This window comes from uncultured Paraglaciecola sp. (assembly GCF_913058035.1).
Taxonomy (GTDB): domain Bacteria; phylum Pseudomonadota; class Gammaproteobacteria; order Enterobacterales; family Alteromonadaceae; genus Paraglaciecola.
The window spans coordinates 1-18789 of the sequence record NZ_CAJXPA010000085.1 but is presented as its reverse complement, the minus strand read 5'-3'; the positions used below and the strand labels follow the sequence as shown (position 1 = coordinate 18789).

14 protein-coding genes are annotated in these 18789 nt (G+C 40.7%); all 14 read right to left on the bottom strand.

Annotation, left to right across the window (positions count from 1 at the left end; all coding sequences use genetic code 11):
- Window positions 1-23 precede the first annotated feature (23 nt).
- The 14 genes from QZ562_RS12245 to QZ562_RS12180 all read right to left on the bottom strand — a co-directional run bounded on the left by QZ562_RS12245 (window position 24) and on the right by QZ562_RS12180 (window position 18640).
- Window positions 24-1301, bottom strand: coding sequence for a hypothetical protein (locus QZ562_RS12245; RefSeq protein ID WP_293760344.1), 1278 nt, complete (start codon window positions 1299-1301; stop codon window positions 24-26).
- A 10-nt stretch (window positions 1302-1311) separates the two neighbouring features.
- Window positions 1312-2436, bottom strand: a complete 1125-nt coding sequence (locus tag QZ562_RS12240; RefSeq protein WP_293760342.1) for a beta-ketoacyl-ACP synthase III — start codon at window positions 2434-2436, stop codon at window positions 1312-1314.
- Between the two features lie 363 nt (window positions 2437-2799).
- Window positions 2800-3711 carry a hydrogen peroxide-inducible genes activator gene (locus QZ562_RS12235; protein ID WP_293760340.1) on the bottom strand — a complete coding sequence of 304 codons (912 nt, stop codon included), beginning with the start codon at window positions 3709-3711 and terminating at the stop codon, window positions 2800-2802.
- Window positions 3712-3813: 102 nt separating this feature from the next.
- Window positions 3814-5136 carry a hypothetical protein gene (locus QZ562_RS12230; protein ID WP_293760338.1) on the bottom strand — a complete coding sequence of 441 codons (1323 nt, stop codon included), beginning with the start codon at window positions 5134-5136 and terminating at the stop codon, window positions 3814-3816.
- Window position 5137: 1 nt separating this feature from the next.
- Window positions 5138-5683 carry an energy transducer TonB gene (locus QZ562_RS12225; protein ID WP_293760346.1) on the bottom strand — a complete coding sequence of 182 codons (546 nt, stop codon included), beginning with the start codon at window positions 5681-5683 and terminating at the stop codon, window positions 5138-5140.
- Window positions 5684-5782: 99 nt separating this feature from the next.
- Window positions 5783-6190 (bottom strand): biopolymer transporter ExbD, encoded by a 408-nt coding sequence (locus QZ562_RS12220; protein ID WP_293760336.1) that lies wholly within the window; start codon window positions 6188-6190, stop codon window positions 5783-5785.
- Window positions 6191-6263: 73 nt separating this feature from the next.
- The gene (locus QZ562_RS12215) at window positions 6264-6788 is read right to left on the bottom strand and encodes a MotA/TolQ/ExbB proton channel family protein (RefSeq protein ID WP_293760334.1); all 525 of its coding nucleotides are present in this window, start codon (window positions 6786-6788) and stop codon (window positions 6264-6266) included.
- A gap of 5 nt (window positions 6789-6793) precedes the next feature.
- Entirely contained in the window at window positions 6794-8188 is a 1395-nt protein-coding gene (locus QZ562_RS12210) for a MotA/TolQ/ExbB proton channel family protein (RefSeq protein WP_293760332.1), read from the bottom strand.
- A gap of 22 nt (window positions 8189-8210) precedes the next feature.
- A complete protein-coding gene (locus QZ562_RS12205; RefSeq protein ID WP_293760330.1) occupies window positions 8211-8978 on the bottom strand; it encodes a DUF3450 domain-containing protein in 768 nt (255 codons plus the stop codon).
- A 326-nt stretch (window positions 8979-9304) separates the two neighbouring features.
- On the bottom strand, window positions 9305-11968 hold the full coding sequence (locus tag QZ562_RS12200) for a TonB-dependent receptor (RefSeq protein WP_293760328.1): 2664 nt from the start codon (window positions 11966-11968) through the stop codon (window positions 9305-9307).
- Between the two features lie 162 nt (window positions 11969-12130).
- The gene (locus QZ562_RS12195; RefSeq protein WP_293760326.1) at window positions 12131-14935 is read right to left on the bottom strand and encodes a hypothetical protein; all 2805 of its coding nucleotides are present in this window, start codon (window positions 14933-14935) and stop codon (window positions 12131-12133) included.
- A gap of 300 nt (window positions 14936-15235) precedes the next feature.
- Window positions 15236-16282: a porin gene (locus QZ562_RS12190; protein WP_293760324.1), complete on the bottom strand. Its 1047-nt coding sequence runs from the start codon at window positions 16280-16282 to the stop codon at window positions 15236-15238.
- Between the two features lie 401 nt (window positions 16283-16683).
- Entirely contained in the window at window positions 16684-17952 is a 1269-nt protein-coding gene (locus QZ562_RS12185; RefSeq protein WP_293760321.1) for an inorganic phosphate transporter, read from the bottom strand.
- 10 nt (window positions 17953-17962) lie between these two features.
- Window positions 17963-18640 (bottom strand): TIGR00153 family protein, encoded by a 678-nt coding sequence (locus tag QZ562_RS12180; RefSeq protein WP_293760318.1) that lies wholly within the window; start codon window positions 18638-18640, stop codon window positions 17963-17965.
- Window positions 18641-18789: the final 149 nt, after the last annotated feature.

Below are 18789 nucleotides of genomic sequence, written 5' to 3'. Positions count from 1 at the left end.
CCTGCACTCAGATAATCTCTTAACTACCAATTGAAGTTTTTACTGGTATTATCTGACCCCTTCATAACGACCATACCCCAAAATTCATCGTCATTATAAATAGGAATAACCAGTTGGAAATAAACAGCATTTAAAAGGCTATGATTAATTTTTAACCCTTCGTAAACGAAGGGCCTTGTTCTGAGTTCTTCAATATCGATGATCCATTTTTTTGATTTAAAGTGCTCAGAAAAAGACAATAATACTAGTTTTTCATCTTCGTTTAAATCAGGTTTTTCAATATCTGCTAGCACCTTAAGTTCGCCGTTTTGGGCTTGAATAAGACATCCAGTCTGATAATCAATTGCCTGTGTTAAACCCCGTAAAGCCGTTGTATAAACATTTTCTTTAAACTCTTTGGTATTTAAGCAATGTGTTAACTTTAACCACTCATGTCGATAATCAAACTGATTGGCAAAAAAATGTTTAGTAATAAATACTTTTATTTTTGTCCGAAAACTCAAAGAGAGAAACAATGTGACGAGTAGCGCTAAAGAAAGGACAATTAAGACAACTTGGATCGTCCCCCCCCATTGTCCTCCAAAGTATTTAACAAGATAACCAAGCATAGCCATAATAAATAAATAACAACCAGCCACCATCAGCAATGTGCTGTGCATCACAATATCTCTGGATATGTAAATTTCAACACCCCAATTTTTGACTCGCCTAATGGCTAACACTAAAAATGGGATCAAAGCTGAGTAGATGAAACCTCTAGCTGCGATGTAGTTGATGTGGATTTGTTCCACCATTAATGCATTAGCAAAAGTGACAAAATCAAAAACACTGATGATAGCCAGATATAAAATCAAGGGTTTTAACGCCCACTTACTATCACCCGCTTGACGATATATTATTTCAAGTAATACCAGCACTTGAAGTGCAATCACTGTCTGAAGAAGGAACAGCCATGATTGTGGAACAATGCCTAAGAAGGGCATTGCAATAGCGATAAATGGCATAGCCAGAATCAACCACGTTTCTTTTCGACACAGTACTTCAATAATATTAGTGAAGTTATCTTTTAAGCATGAAGCTAAGAAAAGTAACCAGAATAAATTTTTAATATTGTCAAAAAGTAAAAGTTTTTCGACTGAAAGTGGGGAGAAAACAAATGGTACGATGGACCATAAACATGTCGCAGCTGTAGCAAGAATTAACAGATACTTGGCTAAACCTGATTTGCGGACTGTTAACAACAACAACAAAAGTAGTGCGTAACCCATAGCACTGATTGCATAACCAACAGATGCGATCATAGTATTTCCTTTAGCGTTTTTTTAATACTAAACTACCAATTGAATACCCTGCCCCGAATGAACACAGCAAGCCTATATCACCTGACTTTAAGTCATTGTGATATAGATAAAAAGCAATAATTGATCCAGCAGAAGCCGTATTAGCAAAGGTGTCCAATACTATAGGAGCTTCCTTTAAGGTTGGTTGTCTGTCGAATAACTTGCGACTGATCAAATTATTCATATTAATATTGGCCTGATGTAACCACCATCTTGAAACATCTTTAGAACTGAGATGATGACGCGCTAAATGCTCTGAAATATGCTCTACAGCCATAGGACACACTTCTTTGAACACCTTGCGTCCCTCTTGATGAAATAGCTTATCTTCGGCAAAGGGGTCTGCGTCATTAGCACGGCTAACATAACCAAAATTTGAACGAATATTGTTCGAGTATTGAGTGACAGCTTTAGTACTCATAATTTCGAAAACATGTTCTGAGTTTGCAGTAACTGCACTTTCAACCACCATAGCAGTTGAAACATCCCCAAAGATGAAATGGCTATCACGGTCACAATAATTCACCTGCGGTGAAGTCAATTCTGGATTAATCACTAACACCGCTTTGGCCGTACCGGCAGCTATCATTTCATACGCACGATGCAGTGCAAAAGTGGCTGCGGAACACGCTACCAGCATATCAAAAGCAAAACCTTTTATACCTAAAGCGCCTTGCACTTCAATTGCTAAGGCAGGGTAAGAGCGCTGGGTGTATGCACAAGCCACAATAACAACGTCAATATCTTCAGGTTTTTTATTTGCCGCTTTTAAAGCGTCTTTAGCAGCATGTATCGCCATTTCGGCTTGGTCAGATAATTCATCATCGGTACGCTCAGGAATGTTTGGACGCATTCTATCAATGTCTAAAACACCCTCTTTCATGTAAACATAACGACTCTTGATACCAGAAGCCTTTTCAATAAACTCAGCACTTGAAAGTGGCTTAGACTTAAGCTCACCTTGCTCAATTGCTTTTTGATGTTGATGGTTGAACTGCTCGGCATGGGCGTTGTATGCATCGACCAATTCTTCATTGCTAATACTGTGGTTGGGTTTCCATAAACCAGAACCGCTAATTACTACAGAAGACGTCATGTAAAGTCCTAACTAAAAATATTAGCCCACATTGTGTAATAACAATATGAGTGAGTTCTTGTTAGCTTATCGGTTTGTAATAACAAAGTCAGCTTGAAGCTGACTTTTAACTTTAATATATTTACAAAGGACCCAAAACACGTATATTTTCGCCAACGACAGTAAACTTCCCGGACCGATTTCTTTGTGACAGGTTGGTATATAGGTAAATTTAGATATGTAACTTATCGTGTATACTCATTACGGTGTTTTCATCTCCGGCCACAAAAACAGGTAACAATAAATACTCTGCACATAAGTCTGATTAACAGCTTGGCGATTAGCGGCGCATTGTTCATATTCAACCTCTAAATTCCTGTGAAATTAACGTGTCAAGGTAGGAATTGGGACCAAAGGAGCGACAAGTTCAGCCAAATGACGAAATAACCTGACACGTGTAGTGCCGCTTCGCCAAACCATCCCAATTTCACGATAGGCCATATCCTCAGCAGGCATTGAAACTAAAGGTGTAGTACTCAGTATATTATTTTGAATGGCTAACTCTGGCATAAAAGTAAAACCAAGCTTGCTGTTAGCGAGTTGAACTAAAGTATACAAGCTGCTGGCAGCCAATGAACTCACTTGTTCCTTATGTTTTAAACCACAGGCACTAACAGCGTGGCCTGTCATGCAATGCTCTTGTTGTAATAAAAAAATACTTTCTTTTGGCAAGTCCGACACATTAAGGGGCACAGGTAAGCTTTCAATCAAATCGCCATGAGCAATTAAATGGAAGGGATCGTGACCTAAGACCAACTGTTTACAACCAGGTGTGTCCATCGGTAAGGCAAGAATAATTAAATCTAAGCCGCCCTCATTTAGCTGAGTCAATAAGTTTGCCGTGGTATCTTCTTGCAGCTGCAGTTTGATGTCAGGAAGGTGTTGCTTTACGTTACCGATCAACCCTTCAAATATAAAAGGCGCAATAGTAGGAATAACGCCTATTTTGAGCTTGCCTGCTTGCCAATTCCCTGCACTTTGCGCGAAATCGACTAATTCATGTGCATCCGTCAACAAGGCCTTGCTTCGTTCGACAAGCTCCAAACCGAATGGAGTAAATAAAAAAGTTTTATGATCCCGCTCTAACAGCTGGGCGCCGAACTGCTCTTCAAGGTTCTGAATGGCGGTACTCAGAGTTGACTGACTAACATGACAATGCAGCGCTGCCCGATGGAAATGTTGTTCTTGATGTAATATTACTAAATAGTGCAGGTGTTTGAGGTTAGGCCATTTCATATTTGTGAATCTATAAAAACGATTAATACAATCATTCTAAATTAGATTTACAAATAAAAAAAGCGCCGTTTAGGCACTTTTTTATAAGATTGAAGTTTATAATTAGTTGCCCACAGAGGCATAGGTAGCAATCTGGTTTCTTTCACCCTCAACAAACTTAGACCATTGTTTTGCCATACCACGACTTCCATCATATTCTTGTGCCTTGGCTAACTGATTTAAAGCTTCGTTATATTCGCCTACATTAAATTGAGACATGCCAATCACAAGATGAGGCGTGCCACCATTTCGCAATCCTCCTTTTTCTATGGCTTGTTGTGAAGCGGCAATTGCTTGCTCCCAATTATCCATATTTAGGTACATTTGACCTAACTGAGCATACAACTCGCCTGTTTCAGATAACTTTGCTGCCGATAACATCACAGGTATGGCTTTTTCTGTTTCTTTTGCAAGGTTCCAGGACTGCGCTAAAAACGTTAGGTTACGCTCGTCTTCTGGAAGCTTGCCTTCATGCATAGCTTTTTCCATGAGCGCCGCAGCTTTGTAAGGCATTTGATGATAGTAATAAAGCTGTGCCAAATTAAACATATCTGAGCCAGAAGCCACAAAACTTTTTTGGGCCGCAATTTCCATGACTGCTAATTGTTTTTCTTCTTGCCCAAGCTCGGCATACATACCTGCGAGTTGTAACCAATATTTAGGGGCTTCGAAATTTTTAACTAACTTAAGTAATACATCTTTAACATTTTCAGGCTGCTTTAGTTCAAAATAAACAGCTCTTTGTAATACATACCACTGTTCGTCTACTTGAAAACCTAAGTCGTTGGTCTCAATTTGTAGTACAGCCGCGTTGATATACTCAGATGCTGTAGCATAATCTTGCTTTTGATACATAGCTTGGGCTTTTAATACCAAATTTTTAGCAGGAATATCTTTAGATGGGTGAAGACCCTTTTGGATAACCTCCCATTGCTCGATTTTTGCAATCGTTTTGTCGTAGTTACCACGCATCATATGCAATTGAGCCAAACTAAACAAAGTGGCTTGTTCAAAGGTTTCTGGAATAGGTTGTTGTTGTACTACGTTTTCAAACGCTGCGATCGCTTGGTCGTATTTTTCAGCTTCGTAATGAATAAAAGCATAAAAATTATACATCATGGCGAGTTCATAGCTGTTCATTGAACTGGCTTTAGACTTAACATTGTCCAATATATTAAAGGCTTCTGCTTGATTACCCGCATCGGCTGAGCCTTGAGCGCGAGATAATTGGTCATACACCTTAGAACGCAAAGTAGGGACACGTTTAGTTTTACGCTCTACTTCTACTTCTTTTGCGTTAGCAACATTAACTTGCACTCCAGACAACAGCACCGCCGTCATTAAGACTGGTGTAGCTAATTTAAGTATTAATTTATTGATCGCCATTTTAGCCCCCAAGTTCGAATTTAACCCGCACTTCCACCCCAGATACTGCCATGGGTTCGCCATTTACGACGCGCGGTTTGTATTTATATTTTAAAGTGGCATCCAATGCCGCTTGCTCAAAAATGCCCTCAGGCGATGCTTGTATCACCTTTGGATTAGTTACCGACCCTAATTTAGATACAGTAAATTCAATATCTACATAGCCTTCAATACCTCGCTGCAAAGCCCTTCTTGGATAAACAGCAGCAACCCGCACTATGGGTAAAAACTCACCATCACCCGACTCCAAGGCTAATCCACCTTCAAGGGATAATTCAGCGGCCAAATCAGCACCAAAGTCCATGCCACTGGTGGTACTTTCTGGGCTAGGTGCATCCATTTGTGGTGGAGCCATATCCGGTGGCGGTTGTTCTGGTTTAGGTGGTTTCTTAGGTTTTCTGTCTTTCTTTTGTACCGATTCATCTTTCTTCACACGGACAAAATCCAGTACGCTACCTTTTGGCGCATCAGTTAATGCGCTGCCACCGCTTTGAATTAAAGACTGCATTAAAAAAAACAAACCTAAGGTAATCACTGCCGCAAATAACGTAGCTAAAACTAGTCTTGATATTGTCTGTGGCATAGTCTTAGTTTGTGGCATAACGATTTAAGGCTCCTGTGCGGCGATAGACACATCTTCTATGCCTGCTGCCCGTGAAGCATCCATCACTTTAATCAACACATCAGTCGTTGATTTTCTGTCCGCCTGAATAACCACTGTACCTTGTGGATTTTCAGCATATAAACGTTCAATATTGGCTTGTACTGCGCGCACATCAACCTTGCGTTTATTGATCCAAATTTCACCTTTGTCACTGATAGCGACCAAAATATTGGCTCGGTCTTTCTTTACAGCAGTGGCAGCTTCGGGACGGTTGACATCAATACCGGCTTCTTTGACAAAAGAAGCCGTCACAATAAAGAAAATTAACATAATAAATACGACGTCGAGCATTGGTGTCATATCGATTGTGGCTTCTTCTTCGTCCATCAAATTTTGGAAATGCTGTTTCATATCACTCTCTTTTTACTAATCAATTCAATACCACATGGAATGGTCTAAAAGTTTGAACACGTCAACAATCGAGCTAAACTTTGCGTTCCATACGAAGCGTATCTTCTAGGCTCGCTCTTTCTTTTTTTGCTATTCTTGCCAACCATGTTGAGGCAAAAACACCTGACAAAGCGCCAACCATCCCAGCCATAGTAGGGATAGTCGCCTTAGACACACCCGACGCCATAGAACGTGCGTTACCTGAGCCTGAAATCGCCATTACATCAAATACTTCAATCATTCCGGTGACCGTACCCATCAAGCCCAACAATGGACATAAAGCCACCAGAGATTGAATGATAGGTACACCGGTGTTTAGTTTTAGTGACACACGGGAAATCATCGCCTGTCGAATTTGCTCAGAGTTCCAAGATGAACGCTCTTGTCTCGCTTTCCACTTAGCAATCACCGCAGATTTATATTGTTTGTGTGTAACAAACACATACATGGCGCGTTCTAAAATCATCAACCACATAACAAAAATCAGCCCACCGATAATCAGCAGGACTTGCCCACCGCTTTCGGTAAAATCGCGAATAGTTTCGAGAATTTCAATCATGGTAATTAAGCTTTTTCGTTTTTGTTGGCCGCAGCGCTATGTGCTTCAGCACGCTCGGCAATTACCCCGGCTGCTTGCTCTTGCAATATGTAAACGATGCTTTTACTGCGGGTATTTAATATGGCATATAGAAGCGTCATTGGGATAGCCACAACTAAACCTAGTACGGTTGTCACCAATGCGGTCGAGATCCCACCAGCCATTAACTTAGGGTCACCTGTGCCAAACAAAGTGATTGCTTGAAAAGTGTTGATCATGCCAGAAACGGTACCAAGTAACCCCATCAAAGGTGCAACAACTGATATCACTTTTATAATGCTCAAAGACCTACCTAATTTAGGTACTTCGCCCAAAATAGCCTCTGTAAGATGCAGCTCTAATGCTTCAATATCCGCTTCTGGGTAATCGTCTTTGGCTTTCATCACACGGCCAAGAGAGTTGTTGTCTTTGAACGTTGCAGACTTAAGCTGTAGATTGACTTTAGCGCTTTCAATAAACAAGGCTATAAAACGCCAGACCGCAATCAATAAACCAACCAAACCCACCGCTAAAATAATGTAGCCTACTGTTCCACCTTGTTCTACACGCTCTTTGAGGCTTGGGGCTTGTACTAATAATTTAAGAATTGAACCACCCGTTGGGTCTAAGCCGAACTCAATCAAAGCACCTGATGACTGTTGCAACTGCGCAGCGCTGTCACCATAACGACCCGCTGGCTGACGTACTAGCTCAGCAATCGAACCAGTAGTACCGTTGTAATCCAAATATTTACCATCTGCAGCCAAAGCAAAGGGCCCAACACGTAACACTTCCTTACTGACTTTTTTACCACCCGCTTCGATGACATCTGTGATAAATGTAGTTACCTTGCCTGACTCCGTCATTTCACGTTGCATTTCAAACCAAACACGCTCAATTTCTTCGATCGAAGCTAGTTTTGAAGACGCTCCCATTGATTGGGCTAAGTTATCTAAAAACTCGGCACGGCCTGGGATTTGTGCGGAAATAATCGAGTTTTGAAATTTACTTTTGGTATCACCAGATACCTGCTGCAACACACCAAACAATTCTTTTAAGGAACCTAAACGCTTGTCCAAGGCTCCGTTTAAATCAGCTAATTTAAATTCGTTTTCTTCGAACTGGGTTTCCATTCTTTCAGAAGTAGCTAAGGTTGCATTACGAGTTTGTTTGGCTTGAGCTAACATCTGATCTTGCTGTGAACGTTTAGCTGCAAACTCTTTTTCGCGTTGTACATTTTGTTTGTTTTGCTCGAATTGGCCTTGTTCAAGTTGTTTCAGTAAAGCGTCTAAATTTAGTGCTTTATCTTCTTGAGCCACCACTAAGCTTGATGCAAGACAAAAACTGGTTATTACTATTAGTTTTCTTAGGATGTGATTCATGTTGCTCATATTTGTCATGCCCTTAATCCGTCATCGCAATGGGTAACATTAATAGGTCTGGTGCAAGTTGTTTCTTGGCCATTCGTAAACCTTTTGTGACCTGGGTTCGATAGCTTGAAGATAAGGCTTCCCACTGGCGGGTTTGTTTGTTCCATGTCCCTTGTAAACTGGCGTCACGAGTTTGATAGATGAGTGCCGTACGTCCCACACGTAGAAAATCTACATCACGTTCTTGACCATCAATAGTGTGCAAACCGCTGTAAGCTTCGAGTGTGCGTCCATAATCCATTTCAACTTGGTAGGCTTCCATCACGCGGCGAAATTTTTCTGATGGCGCAATATCAGCTCTGTCCATCATGGCTTGTAACTCAACCACACGATTATTTCTTTCCTGGGCAAGAAAAGGCACGTCCAACGCAACAAACTGCGCAAGTCCAGTGATCATTCGTAGCATAAGTGGGGTGATTTGACGTTCAATAATACTGACACCATCTATAGATGCGTTTAAGTCAGCCATTTCCTGCATTTGATTATCAATTTGTTTTTGCAACTGGTCGTTATACACATCCAAACCTGTTGTTTCTTTATTGATGGCTTTAAACTGCTGCAATTTATTAACAATTTGATCAGCGATGTTGTTGATTTTTTGTTGAGATTTTGCTGCCGACTGATTGATTTCAGTCGCTTTTTTTACTGCGGGCTCAAGATTTTTATCTTGCTGAGCAATGCTATTTCCAGCCGTTATGAATATGGCTAAAAACGCTGCAGATAACTTGGTCAGTCGTGTCATACCTCAAACCTTAAAATTGCGTAAACAGAATTATACTGTTATTAAAAAACTGCAAGGAGCATAAGGGCTGTATGTGACAAAAATATTACAGATAAATGACGCTAAAGTGACAACGTCAATAGTCACGGATTCAGTGTTTTATTTAGATTGTTTTATAGAATAGTGAACACCTGATTTTAATTGGTCTGAAGCGGTGTTTAAGCAAGAATATCCAGCATAATTTCAAAAATATTTATGTACATTTTTTACAAACTAATATTAAGCTATGATCATTAATATAAAAAAAGGGCCACTTGGCGTGACCCTTTGTTGTAAAGACGAATTACCTAAAAATTGTATTTCAAAGATAAACTTATTTTTGTTCCTCTGGTTTGTGAACGCAACAGTACATCTTCAAATTCTAACCTTTTGTTTTCACCTAAAAGGTTTTGCACCTTAAAGGTCACAGTAGTATTAAAATTTGGATAATATTTATAAACCGTATCCAGAGAATGAAACGGTTGCTCATAACTATCATCGAAACCATCTATACCAGGGATCAGAATTCGCTCGCCAAATACGTTGTAAACAACAGACAAAGAATGTTCTCCATTGTCTGAGTCATAACCTGCCTGCATATTAGCCACATATTGAGAATGACCAGTTAAGCGACGAGTAAGGTTTGTCACCGCTGCAGATAAGCCCGTTTGATCCACAATATTTTGACGATCTAAAGTTATTTCTGAATCACTGATAGTCAAGTTACCGGATAAAAATATACTTTCCCAAAAGCCATCACCAAAGGATTCTAGGCCTTGCAGAAATTCAAACTCTATACCGTATAACTCACCCGTTTCTGCATTCGCAATTTTTATGAGGGGTGGACCGTCTTGTGCGGGTGATTGAACCGATTCGATTGGCGCATCCATGTCTTTATAAAACAATCCTATAGATAGGTTGTTACCAGCCTCGCGGTACCATTCCCAACGCACATCGTAATTTAATATGGATGTAGTATCGATGCCTGGTGTACCAGAAGTGGGGAAACCGGTAAGGGGATCGATAAATGTGGATGACGATACTTCACGTAAATCAGGTCGAACAACAGTTTGGCCTATACTCGCTCTAAACTGCATTGAGTCATCTTTAATGAAGGTAAAAGCTAATGCGGGGTAAATATCACTTTCCTGAAAAGTAAGTTGGGCTCGGTCAGCATCATCTGGTAAATCGATTTGATTGGTTCTAGGATCGAAAGGTGCCACCACTTGCCGGAAATCTTCAAATCTGGCACCACCGCTAACACGCCACTTTCCCTTGTAAAATAAATCAGCTTCCAAATAATAGGCATCGACCTTTTGCGCTGCAACATAATCATCACCGGCAATAGTGGTATCACGAAGTATAGCCGTGGTGTTAAAATTACCTGCATCTGACAATACATCATCGCCCAATATAGAAAAGAACGAACTTCCTGCTAAATCTGTGTTGTCTGAAAATGCTCGGGTATTAATGTCAAATGTACGGCTTTCTGATGAGCGTGTTTTAGTGAGAAAATCAGCACCCACTTTAATTTCTACTTCCCAGTCTTTGATAGAAACAGGATAGGTAAAGTTATATCCATAGTTTTCTAAGCGGTCATGTAGATTTTGAAACGTATAGCGAGCAGCAGTAGTCGAGTTATTCAATGAACTTTCATTTTGTGAATCGAAAAACCCATCTTCATTAGCATCCGCTAACACAAAACGTGCTTCTAAATTTCCAGGAGCGTCCCGAAGAGAACGGCCTAATGAATATTTCCAATCCAGTCCTGCAAAGTTAAATGACGGAAAAGTATGCATACCGCGTATTTGGTTGGTATACATTTTTCGTTCTTCATATTCCACATCAATGTCGCGGATACGCAACCCTTCTGCAAGGTTCAAATTTTCTGTATTACCAAAACTTTCACTGATCTCATCGCTAGTATCACTGAGTAAAATCAAACTATAATCGATACTATGATTTCGATTAAAATCAACACCTAAATTAAGCATGTTTGACCATTTAACAGTCGTTTCAGTGACGGATATATCATCAAAGAAACGTACGATGTTTATGGAATCTCCAACACGGTCTGCCTGCTCTAACTCATATTCTTCAGACACCGTAGTTTCATTATCGTAACTGGTTGTCCATAAAAAACCGACACGCCAGTTTTCGTTTAGATCAACACTATCACCCAGAGAAAAACCAAAACCAACATCTGGGCCAACACTTTTCAAGAAAGGATCATAGTCTCGATTCACATCCTTTAATAAAGTTAAGGCCACGTCTTCATCTAAATTATCTAAAAATTGCTTATTATCCCAACGGGTCTGAATCGAGTAAGGTACCGCCCTTGTGCCATCATCCCGACCAAGCCAATCCTGACTACCACCATTATAAGAAAAAGCATCGCCTGAATTTTCGGTGTTGTAACCTACATTGCCTGACACATTAAACAAAAAGTTTTCTGGGATAGTTTTCAGGCGAATATTCACATTACCACCACCAAAAGAGGCTGGCATAGAAGGTGAAAACGCTTTTTGGACAGATAAACTTTCTATAATGTCTGAAGGGAATAAATCCAATGGAATAACATTACGGGTAGGATCAGGACTAGGTACTGCCGCCCCATTTAACTGAGTGCTCGAGTATCTCTCTCCTAAGCCTCGTACGTAAATAAATTTACCATCAACCAACGTTAGACCAGTAACACGACGTAAAGCTGATGCCGCATCACTATCACCCGTTCTAGATATTTGTTCGGCGCCTAATATATCAGCTACAAACGCCTGATTTTTTCGTTCCTCTATAACAGCCGTAGCCGTACCTTTTAAGCGTGTTCCTGTTGTAACAACCTCATCAAGCACATCGCCTTCATTTGGGTTTTCTTGCCCTTCTTGGCTTAACGCGATTTGCGACAGTGTTAACGAAGCAAGCACGGCAAGAGTGACTGGTGTGACTCGGAACCTATTTTCAGGCTTATTCATTTTAACCTCATTAGCTGCCAACTGCTTTGCAGCCATGTAACTGAACATTGATAATAATTCATTGAAAACTAAACATTTGAAAAACAAGTACGCTACTTTAAGTAACGCACTTGTAGTCTTATTTTGAACTTAGCGATTTATCTTTCACACTCTACATTCTAATTAAAGGCCAACCGTCCAGTTGGCAGTCCAGTCATTATCCGCATCTTTAACGGCACCAATGAAATCAACACTAGAGAAGAACGTACCTAAGGTTGTTACGTCAGTCGGCGCAGTGGTATCAATGGTGTAAAACCCGTTCAGTACGGCACTTTGACCTGCTGCAGTAGAAGTATCAGATTGCGTTGTAAACCAAGCTTCTTGGTCAAAGTCACCCGAGTTTTTAATGTTTTCACCACAAGCCAATACAGAGCTAGCAAATACGAGTTGAGGGTTGTTTGTGCCATCCATATTTGCTTCAAGGGTGGTATCACCATCTGACAAATCAGCTTCAAAACACTCGCCCATTCCAGCAGGTCCCGTTACGACAAAGTTATACAGTTGAGCATTAGTCTGGTCTCTTAGTAGCACACCTTCAGAGTCAGATTCTGCGGTATCAAAGGTATTACCAATAATAGTCATATTCGCCACTGTAGGGTTTGAGAAAGCCGCACCGTCACCGCCGTCACCATCTCCTTCAATACCACGGTTGGCATCCGAATTGTCATCGGCGTGTTTAACCAAAACAAACTGCATATTACCTTTAAAGCCATTATCCCAATCAACAGAATCATCTTGAATACCCGTTAGCACAAGGTATTTAGCGTTAACAGCACCACCAAAGAACTCCACACCGTCATCAGCATTTTTATGTACTTGTAAATATTCTAGGGTGGTACCAGAGCCAACAGCACCAAATGTGATGCCATTTAATTCGTTGTCAGGTGCAATTTCGAATCCACCGTGCATGACGCGAACATAGCGTAAAGTGCCAGAGTTGTCGGTATCGTCTGTGCCACCAAAAACGGCACCTTCTTGAACACCTTCAACTTGTAAAGAGCAATCTGAACCATCTTGAGGGCATTTAGTGGAGTTACCATTGCCTAGTATAACTAATCCGCCCCATTGACCCGCTTCACCGTTAACCAGTCCATCAATCACACCGCCGGACACATGTTGCTTAGAAGTGAAGGTAATAGGTGCTGCTGCTGTTCCATTTGCTTCTATTTTAGAGCCGCGGCTGACTACTAAATAATCATTACCAGAACTACCGTACACAACCACTCCAGGCTCAACATTCAAGGTAGCACTGTCAGCGTTATCGTCACCAACAAACACCGCACCAGAAAGCGCATAGTGATTGCCTTGAGTAAGGGTAAGGTTTGATGTAATACGACCTGAAACTTGGCAGGTATTGGTTACGCCATCGACCATCGCTATAGTAGTAGTGCCTGCGGGGCAACCAGAAACAGATGTCACAACCCCCACTTCACCACCACCAAAGCCAAATGCCCAACCTTGACGCCAGTCATCAGCAGACGTACCAACAGCCCCTACAAAATTATTGGTATCAAAGAAACCGTCAACAACAGCAGGATCACCGCCAGCAGTCAGTAGTGTGCTTTGTGATGTTAAAGTGCCATCTATATTTAAACCAATATTTGAGCGGTCCGCATAAGCTACAAGCTGGTTATCTGACTGGCTTGTAGTAAACCAAGATTCAAGGTCAACCGCTCCTTCAGGCGAGTTGAAAGCTTCGGCACAGGCGATAACAGAATGAGTTATCGTGATGTCGGCATCGCTAAGGTTACCTTGGACAGTCTCATCGGTATCCATTTCTAAACACTCACCCGTACCAGAAGTACCCGTGATCAACATATTCGTAATATATGCACCCGTTTGGTCGCGTAATAACACGCCTTCTGAGTCCGTCTCATCTGTATTAAAATCGTTTCCAACAATAGTAATGTTAGCAAGCTTTGGTAGCGAAAAGTCTAAACCATCACCGCCATCACCATCTCCTTCAATACCACGGTTAGCATCAGAACCATCTGTAGCATGTTCAATATAGACATACTGTAGCTTGCCGTTATATCCATTGTCCCAATCTACAGAGTCATCTTGAATACCGGTTAGAACTAAGTGTTTAGCACTAACGGAGCCACCAAAAAATTCTACACCATCATCGGCATTTGCGTGAACTTGAACATAATCCACCGTTGTGCCTGAACCTACACCACCAAAAGTAATACCATTGAGTTCATTGTCTGGTGCAATTTCAAATCCAGCGTATTTAATCACAACATAGTTAAGGGTGCCTGAATCGTCTGTACTGTCGCTGCCACCAAACACAGCACCACTCTCAACACCTTCAACTTGCAACGAACAATCAGTACCATCTTGTGGACATTTGGTAGAAGGTGCATTACCCAAAATAATCACGCCACCCCATTGACCAGCGCGCACTTCATCACCTAAAACATCGTTGTAAGAGGTCATGATGATTGGCTCAGCTACTGTACCTATAGCTTCGATATCAGAACCTCGACTCACAACAAGATAATCACTGCCACTGCGGCCAAAGACTATTGTGCCTGGCTCAATCACTAAATTAATTGAGTCGGCATTATCATTACCAACAAAAACTGCTCCTTCAAGCGCCCACACTGTATCGTTCGTCAATGTGATATTGCCACTCGCATCTGCATCAGCTGCAACAAGCCTGCCTGAGATTGAGCGAACGTCGACTGTTTTGCCAAGAGCAGTAGAAACCTGAGAAGATAAAAATGAACTGGCATCACCTGGGCGGTTATCCGTTACAACAGGCGTTTCATCAGTGCCATCGTCGCCACTCGTATTGTTGGTCACACTATTGTCTGTCACGCTGTTATCAATAGCACCTTCACTGATATTGATATCTCCGCCACAACCGGCCAAAACTAATGCTGCTGCAATTGCACTAGCTCTAAATATGTTAATAAGTTCCATTGTGTGCTCCAAATGCGAGTTATTTTATAAGAATTAGAAAACGCGAGAAGAATAACGAAGGAGCATGACATTTTTGTTACACCAAATAGATGTCACAAAAGTTTAATATAATGAGTCAAAGGAAGTTCCAGAATCAAGTCAGAAACATAGTTGATGTAAATATTTAGGATAAGATGAAAATCCAGAAGAAGAGTTTACGTTTATCGATTTGGCTAGGATAGAATTCACCGCAACTGCAATGAATCCTAGATTGGACTGGATGCAATAATCACTTATACTTTTGGCTAACGTTAAGGTGGTTTAAAGAGCTATTTGTATTCGAGTTCGAAATTCACTGCCGTCATCACCGTTGAGATTATCTTTTGCATCAGTAAAGGTTGCGCCAATACGAATAAACTTATTTAGATAATAATTAACTCCAACACCGTATGAAGTAGCATCCGTAGAACCCAGTTCCTCGTCTGAATATGCGCCATCTCCATCTTCATAGCGAACTACCACCTCCCAAGCCCCAGACGAATTGCCAGGCTTCACTCGCTTAAAAACACCACTTTTGTAAGGTCGTGATTCACCAGTAACAATCCAGCCAGCTTGCACATACAAGCCTTTTCGACTTTCGTTATCTTCTTCAGAAGATATGAATTCAGTTTGAATGTGATAGGGACCTTTAGCATAAGCCACTTCAAAACCGGTAATATCGATGTCTTCATCCCGGTTACTATAAGCCATCCCGAGGTGCAAGACATGATCAACAGACATGATTGGGGCATAAGTCATCCGAGAGGTAACAGCAATACCATCACTTGCACCATTGTTTTCAAAAACACCCAAAGCATAGGTGATACTGCCACGTTGACCTGTGAATAGTACTCCTTCATTTCGTCCAGGCGCATAAGCCTCAGAAACGGCAGAACGTTCAAGGTAGCTAATGTCTTTTGATGACTCTAACTGTTCCAAACCGAAGGGTTCTTTTTGATTACCAACAGTGACAACAGCTTGTTTACCCCAACCGTTGTAACGTATGTATAAGTCTTCTTGGGTGCCGCCAATATTATTGCCTATATTAAATTGCACTTTGTAGGACCAATCATTCACGTTACCAGATAAATACAACCGCGCTCGACGAAGACTAAAATCGTCCTCATCAGCGACACCATTGTGTTCAGCATAATTGTAATCCCACTGAATACCCCCACCAAGTTTGGCCGAGTAATTACCGTCAGATGTCTTAATTTCCATAGGGCCTTTAAGGTTGACGACCACATCACTTCCATCTGACATAACAACACCAGCATGAAGGGAATTAGAAATAAGAAAGGGTATACATAAAATAAAAGAATTACGCATTATCATAGTTTCTCCAATATCAAACGTTACAACAGATTGCTACTTTATTGGGCAAGTACTCTATGACACTTTTATTACAATTATATGACAGTGTGACATTTTTATGTTTTTTTGATGAAATTTTAATGAATAATTTATTACATCTCTAAGATATATAATTTTTTATTAGACTCCGTTTATTTGCTTAATTTAAATGCACGGAGACTCAAAGAGCTCTGTAATCGATGATCCGGCATCAACACAACTGCATACGTACTGACATAAACAATGTGATATTTACGTAAATAAGTTGTAGTTATTTCGAAAAAAAATATAAAAAAATCTTACAAAAAAGCCAGCTACTACAGCTGGCCTAAAATTGTCAATCTATCTGAAGGTAAAATACTCTTCTCAGAATGTGTTTATGGAGCAAATATTCCTTTAATCATAAAGAAGAATACTATCGACAAACCCGCACCGGCGGGGAGTGTTATCACCCACGAAACCACAATATTTCTCACCACACCTAAGTTAATCGCGGCGATACCTCTGGCCATACCGACCCCTAGAACAGCGCCAACTAAAGTTTGTGTGGTTGAAATGGGTAATCCAGAACCAGAAGCTATCACTACCGTCGTTGCAGCTGCTAATTCAGCGGCAAACCCGCGACTTGGGGTAAGGTGGGTAATACCATTACCTATAGTTTTGATTACCCGATGCCCAAACAGAGCTAAACCTGCAACAATGCCTATTCCACCAAGAGGTAGAATCCACCATGCTAATGTTGATTTTGCGCCAATTTCGCCACCACTTTCAACAATACTAACTACTGCAGCCAAAGGTCCAATGGCATTGGCCACATCGTTTGAACCATGAGCAAATGCCATACAACAAGCGGTCACTATCATCAGCACAGCAAACACTTTTTCAACATTGGCAAATTGTGCTTCTTTTTTAGCCATTGGGTCAACTTTTATACGTCTAACATACAGCCAACCAATAATGCCTATTAGCAATGCCACACCGATAGCAATGAGATAATCTTGACCATTTGGAATATGTAATCCCACATGTTTAAGACCTTTTTTGATCGTCACCAACGCCATAACAAAGCCGGCAAGAGCCATATAAAAAGGTACATATCGTTTTGCGCTTTCGAAAGGGTTGTCTGTATCAAAAATAAGTTTTTGTGCAGATTGAAATATTAAGTAAGCAATAAAACCAGATATAGCAGGTGTCACTATCCAGCTACCTACAATACCGCCTACTTTAGCCCACTCTACTGCATCTGAACTGACACCGACGGCAGCAAAACCAACAATTGCTCCGATAATAGAGTGGGTCGTTGATACTGGCCATCCAAGATAAGAGGCAAATGCTAACCAAATGCCTGCAGCAAAAAGTGCTGATATCATACCAAACACTAATAATTCTGGTGTGTCTATGAAATATGCCGAATCAATAATACCTTTACGAATAGTGGATGTAACCTCACCACCAGCTAGGTAAGCACCAGCAAATTCAAATATCATAGCGATAAAGATGGCTTGTTTTATGGTAAGGGCTTTTGAGCCGACCGAAGTACCCATAGCATTGGCTACATCGTTTGCGCCTATGCCCCAGGCCATTAAAAATCCAACCGTAGCGGCGGTTACGATTAAAATAAAACCGTAAGTGTTAATTATATCCATTGTAAATCTCTTAGTTGGCTAACATCAATTCGAGTCGAGAACCGACTCGTTCAGAAATATCGGCCAACTCGCCGACCCACTCGATAATATTGTATAAAAACATCACATCTACTGGGTTAAGGTCTTTTTCCAATGCCAATAAATTTCTGCGTATATTGATCTGTAGAAGATCTGTGTCGTCTTCAATACTGTCCAAACGTTCAATCATGTCTTCTACCAAACGTACTTCACGACCTCTAAAACCGGTTTCTAGTAAGTCATCTAATTCATTGATCACTTTTTTTGCTTGGTTAGTGGCATCTAGGCAACGTTTCAAATATTCCATAAAAGGAACGTGTAACTCATCTGGAATAACCAATTGTCTACCTAGAATTCGTCCAGATATATCCTTTGCTTTGTTGGCTATTTTATCTTGTTGGGTCAATAAATCTAAAACATCTTGACGTTGAATAGGCATAAAAATGCCTGTAGGCAGGCTGATGCGTAACTCACGTTTAATAATATCTGCTTGTTTCTCAAGCATTGAAATATTATGTTGTAACTCGCTGGCTACTTTCCAGTCTTGAATATATACGGCCTTAAAAAAGGGCAATAAAGCTTGGCTACATTTGTAGACTAAGTTGATATGGTCTTCAAGAGGTTTAAGGGGCGATTTTGCAAACACTCCCAAAAAAGAATTTATTGGCATAACTGTACTCTTCAATTTAAAACATGGTTAACGGTAGTCTATTTTGAGGATAAAACACCTAAAATATAGCTATCGCTTGTAATGCCATTCAATACTATCAATTGAATGTGGCAATATGATTACATACAAAAATTTATAAATTTTTGCAT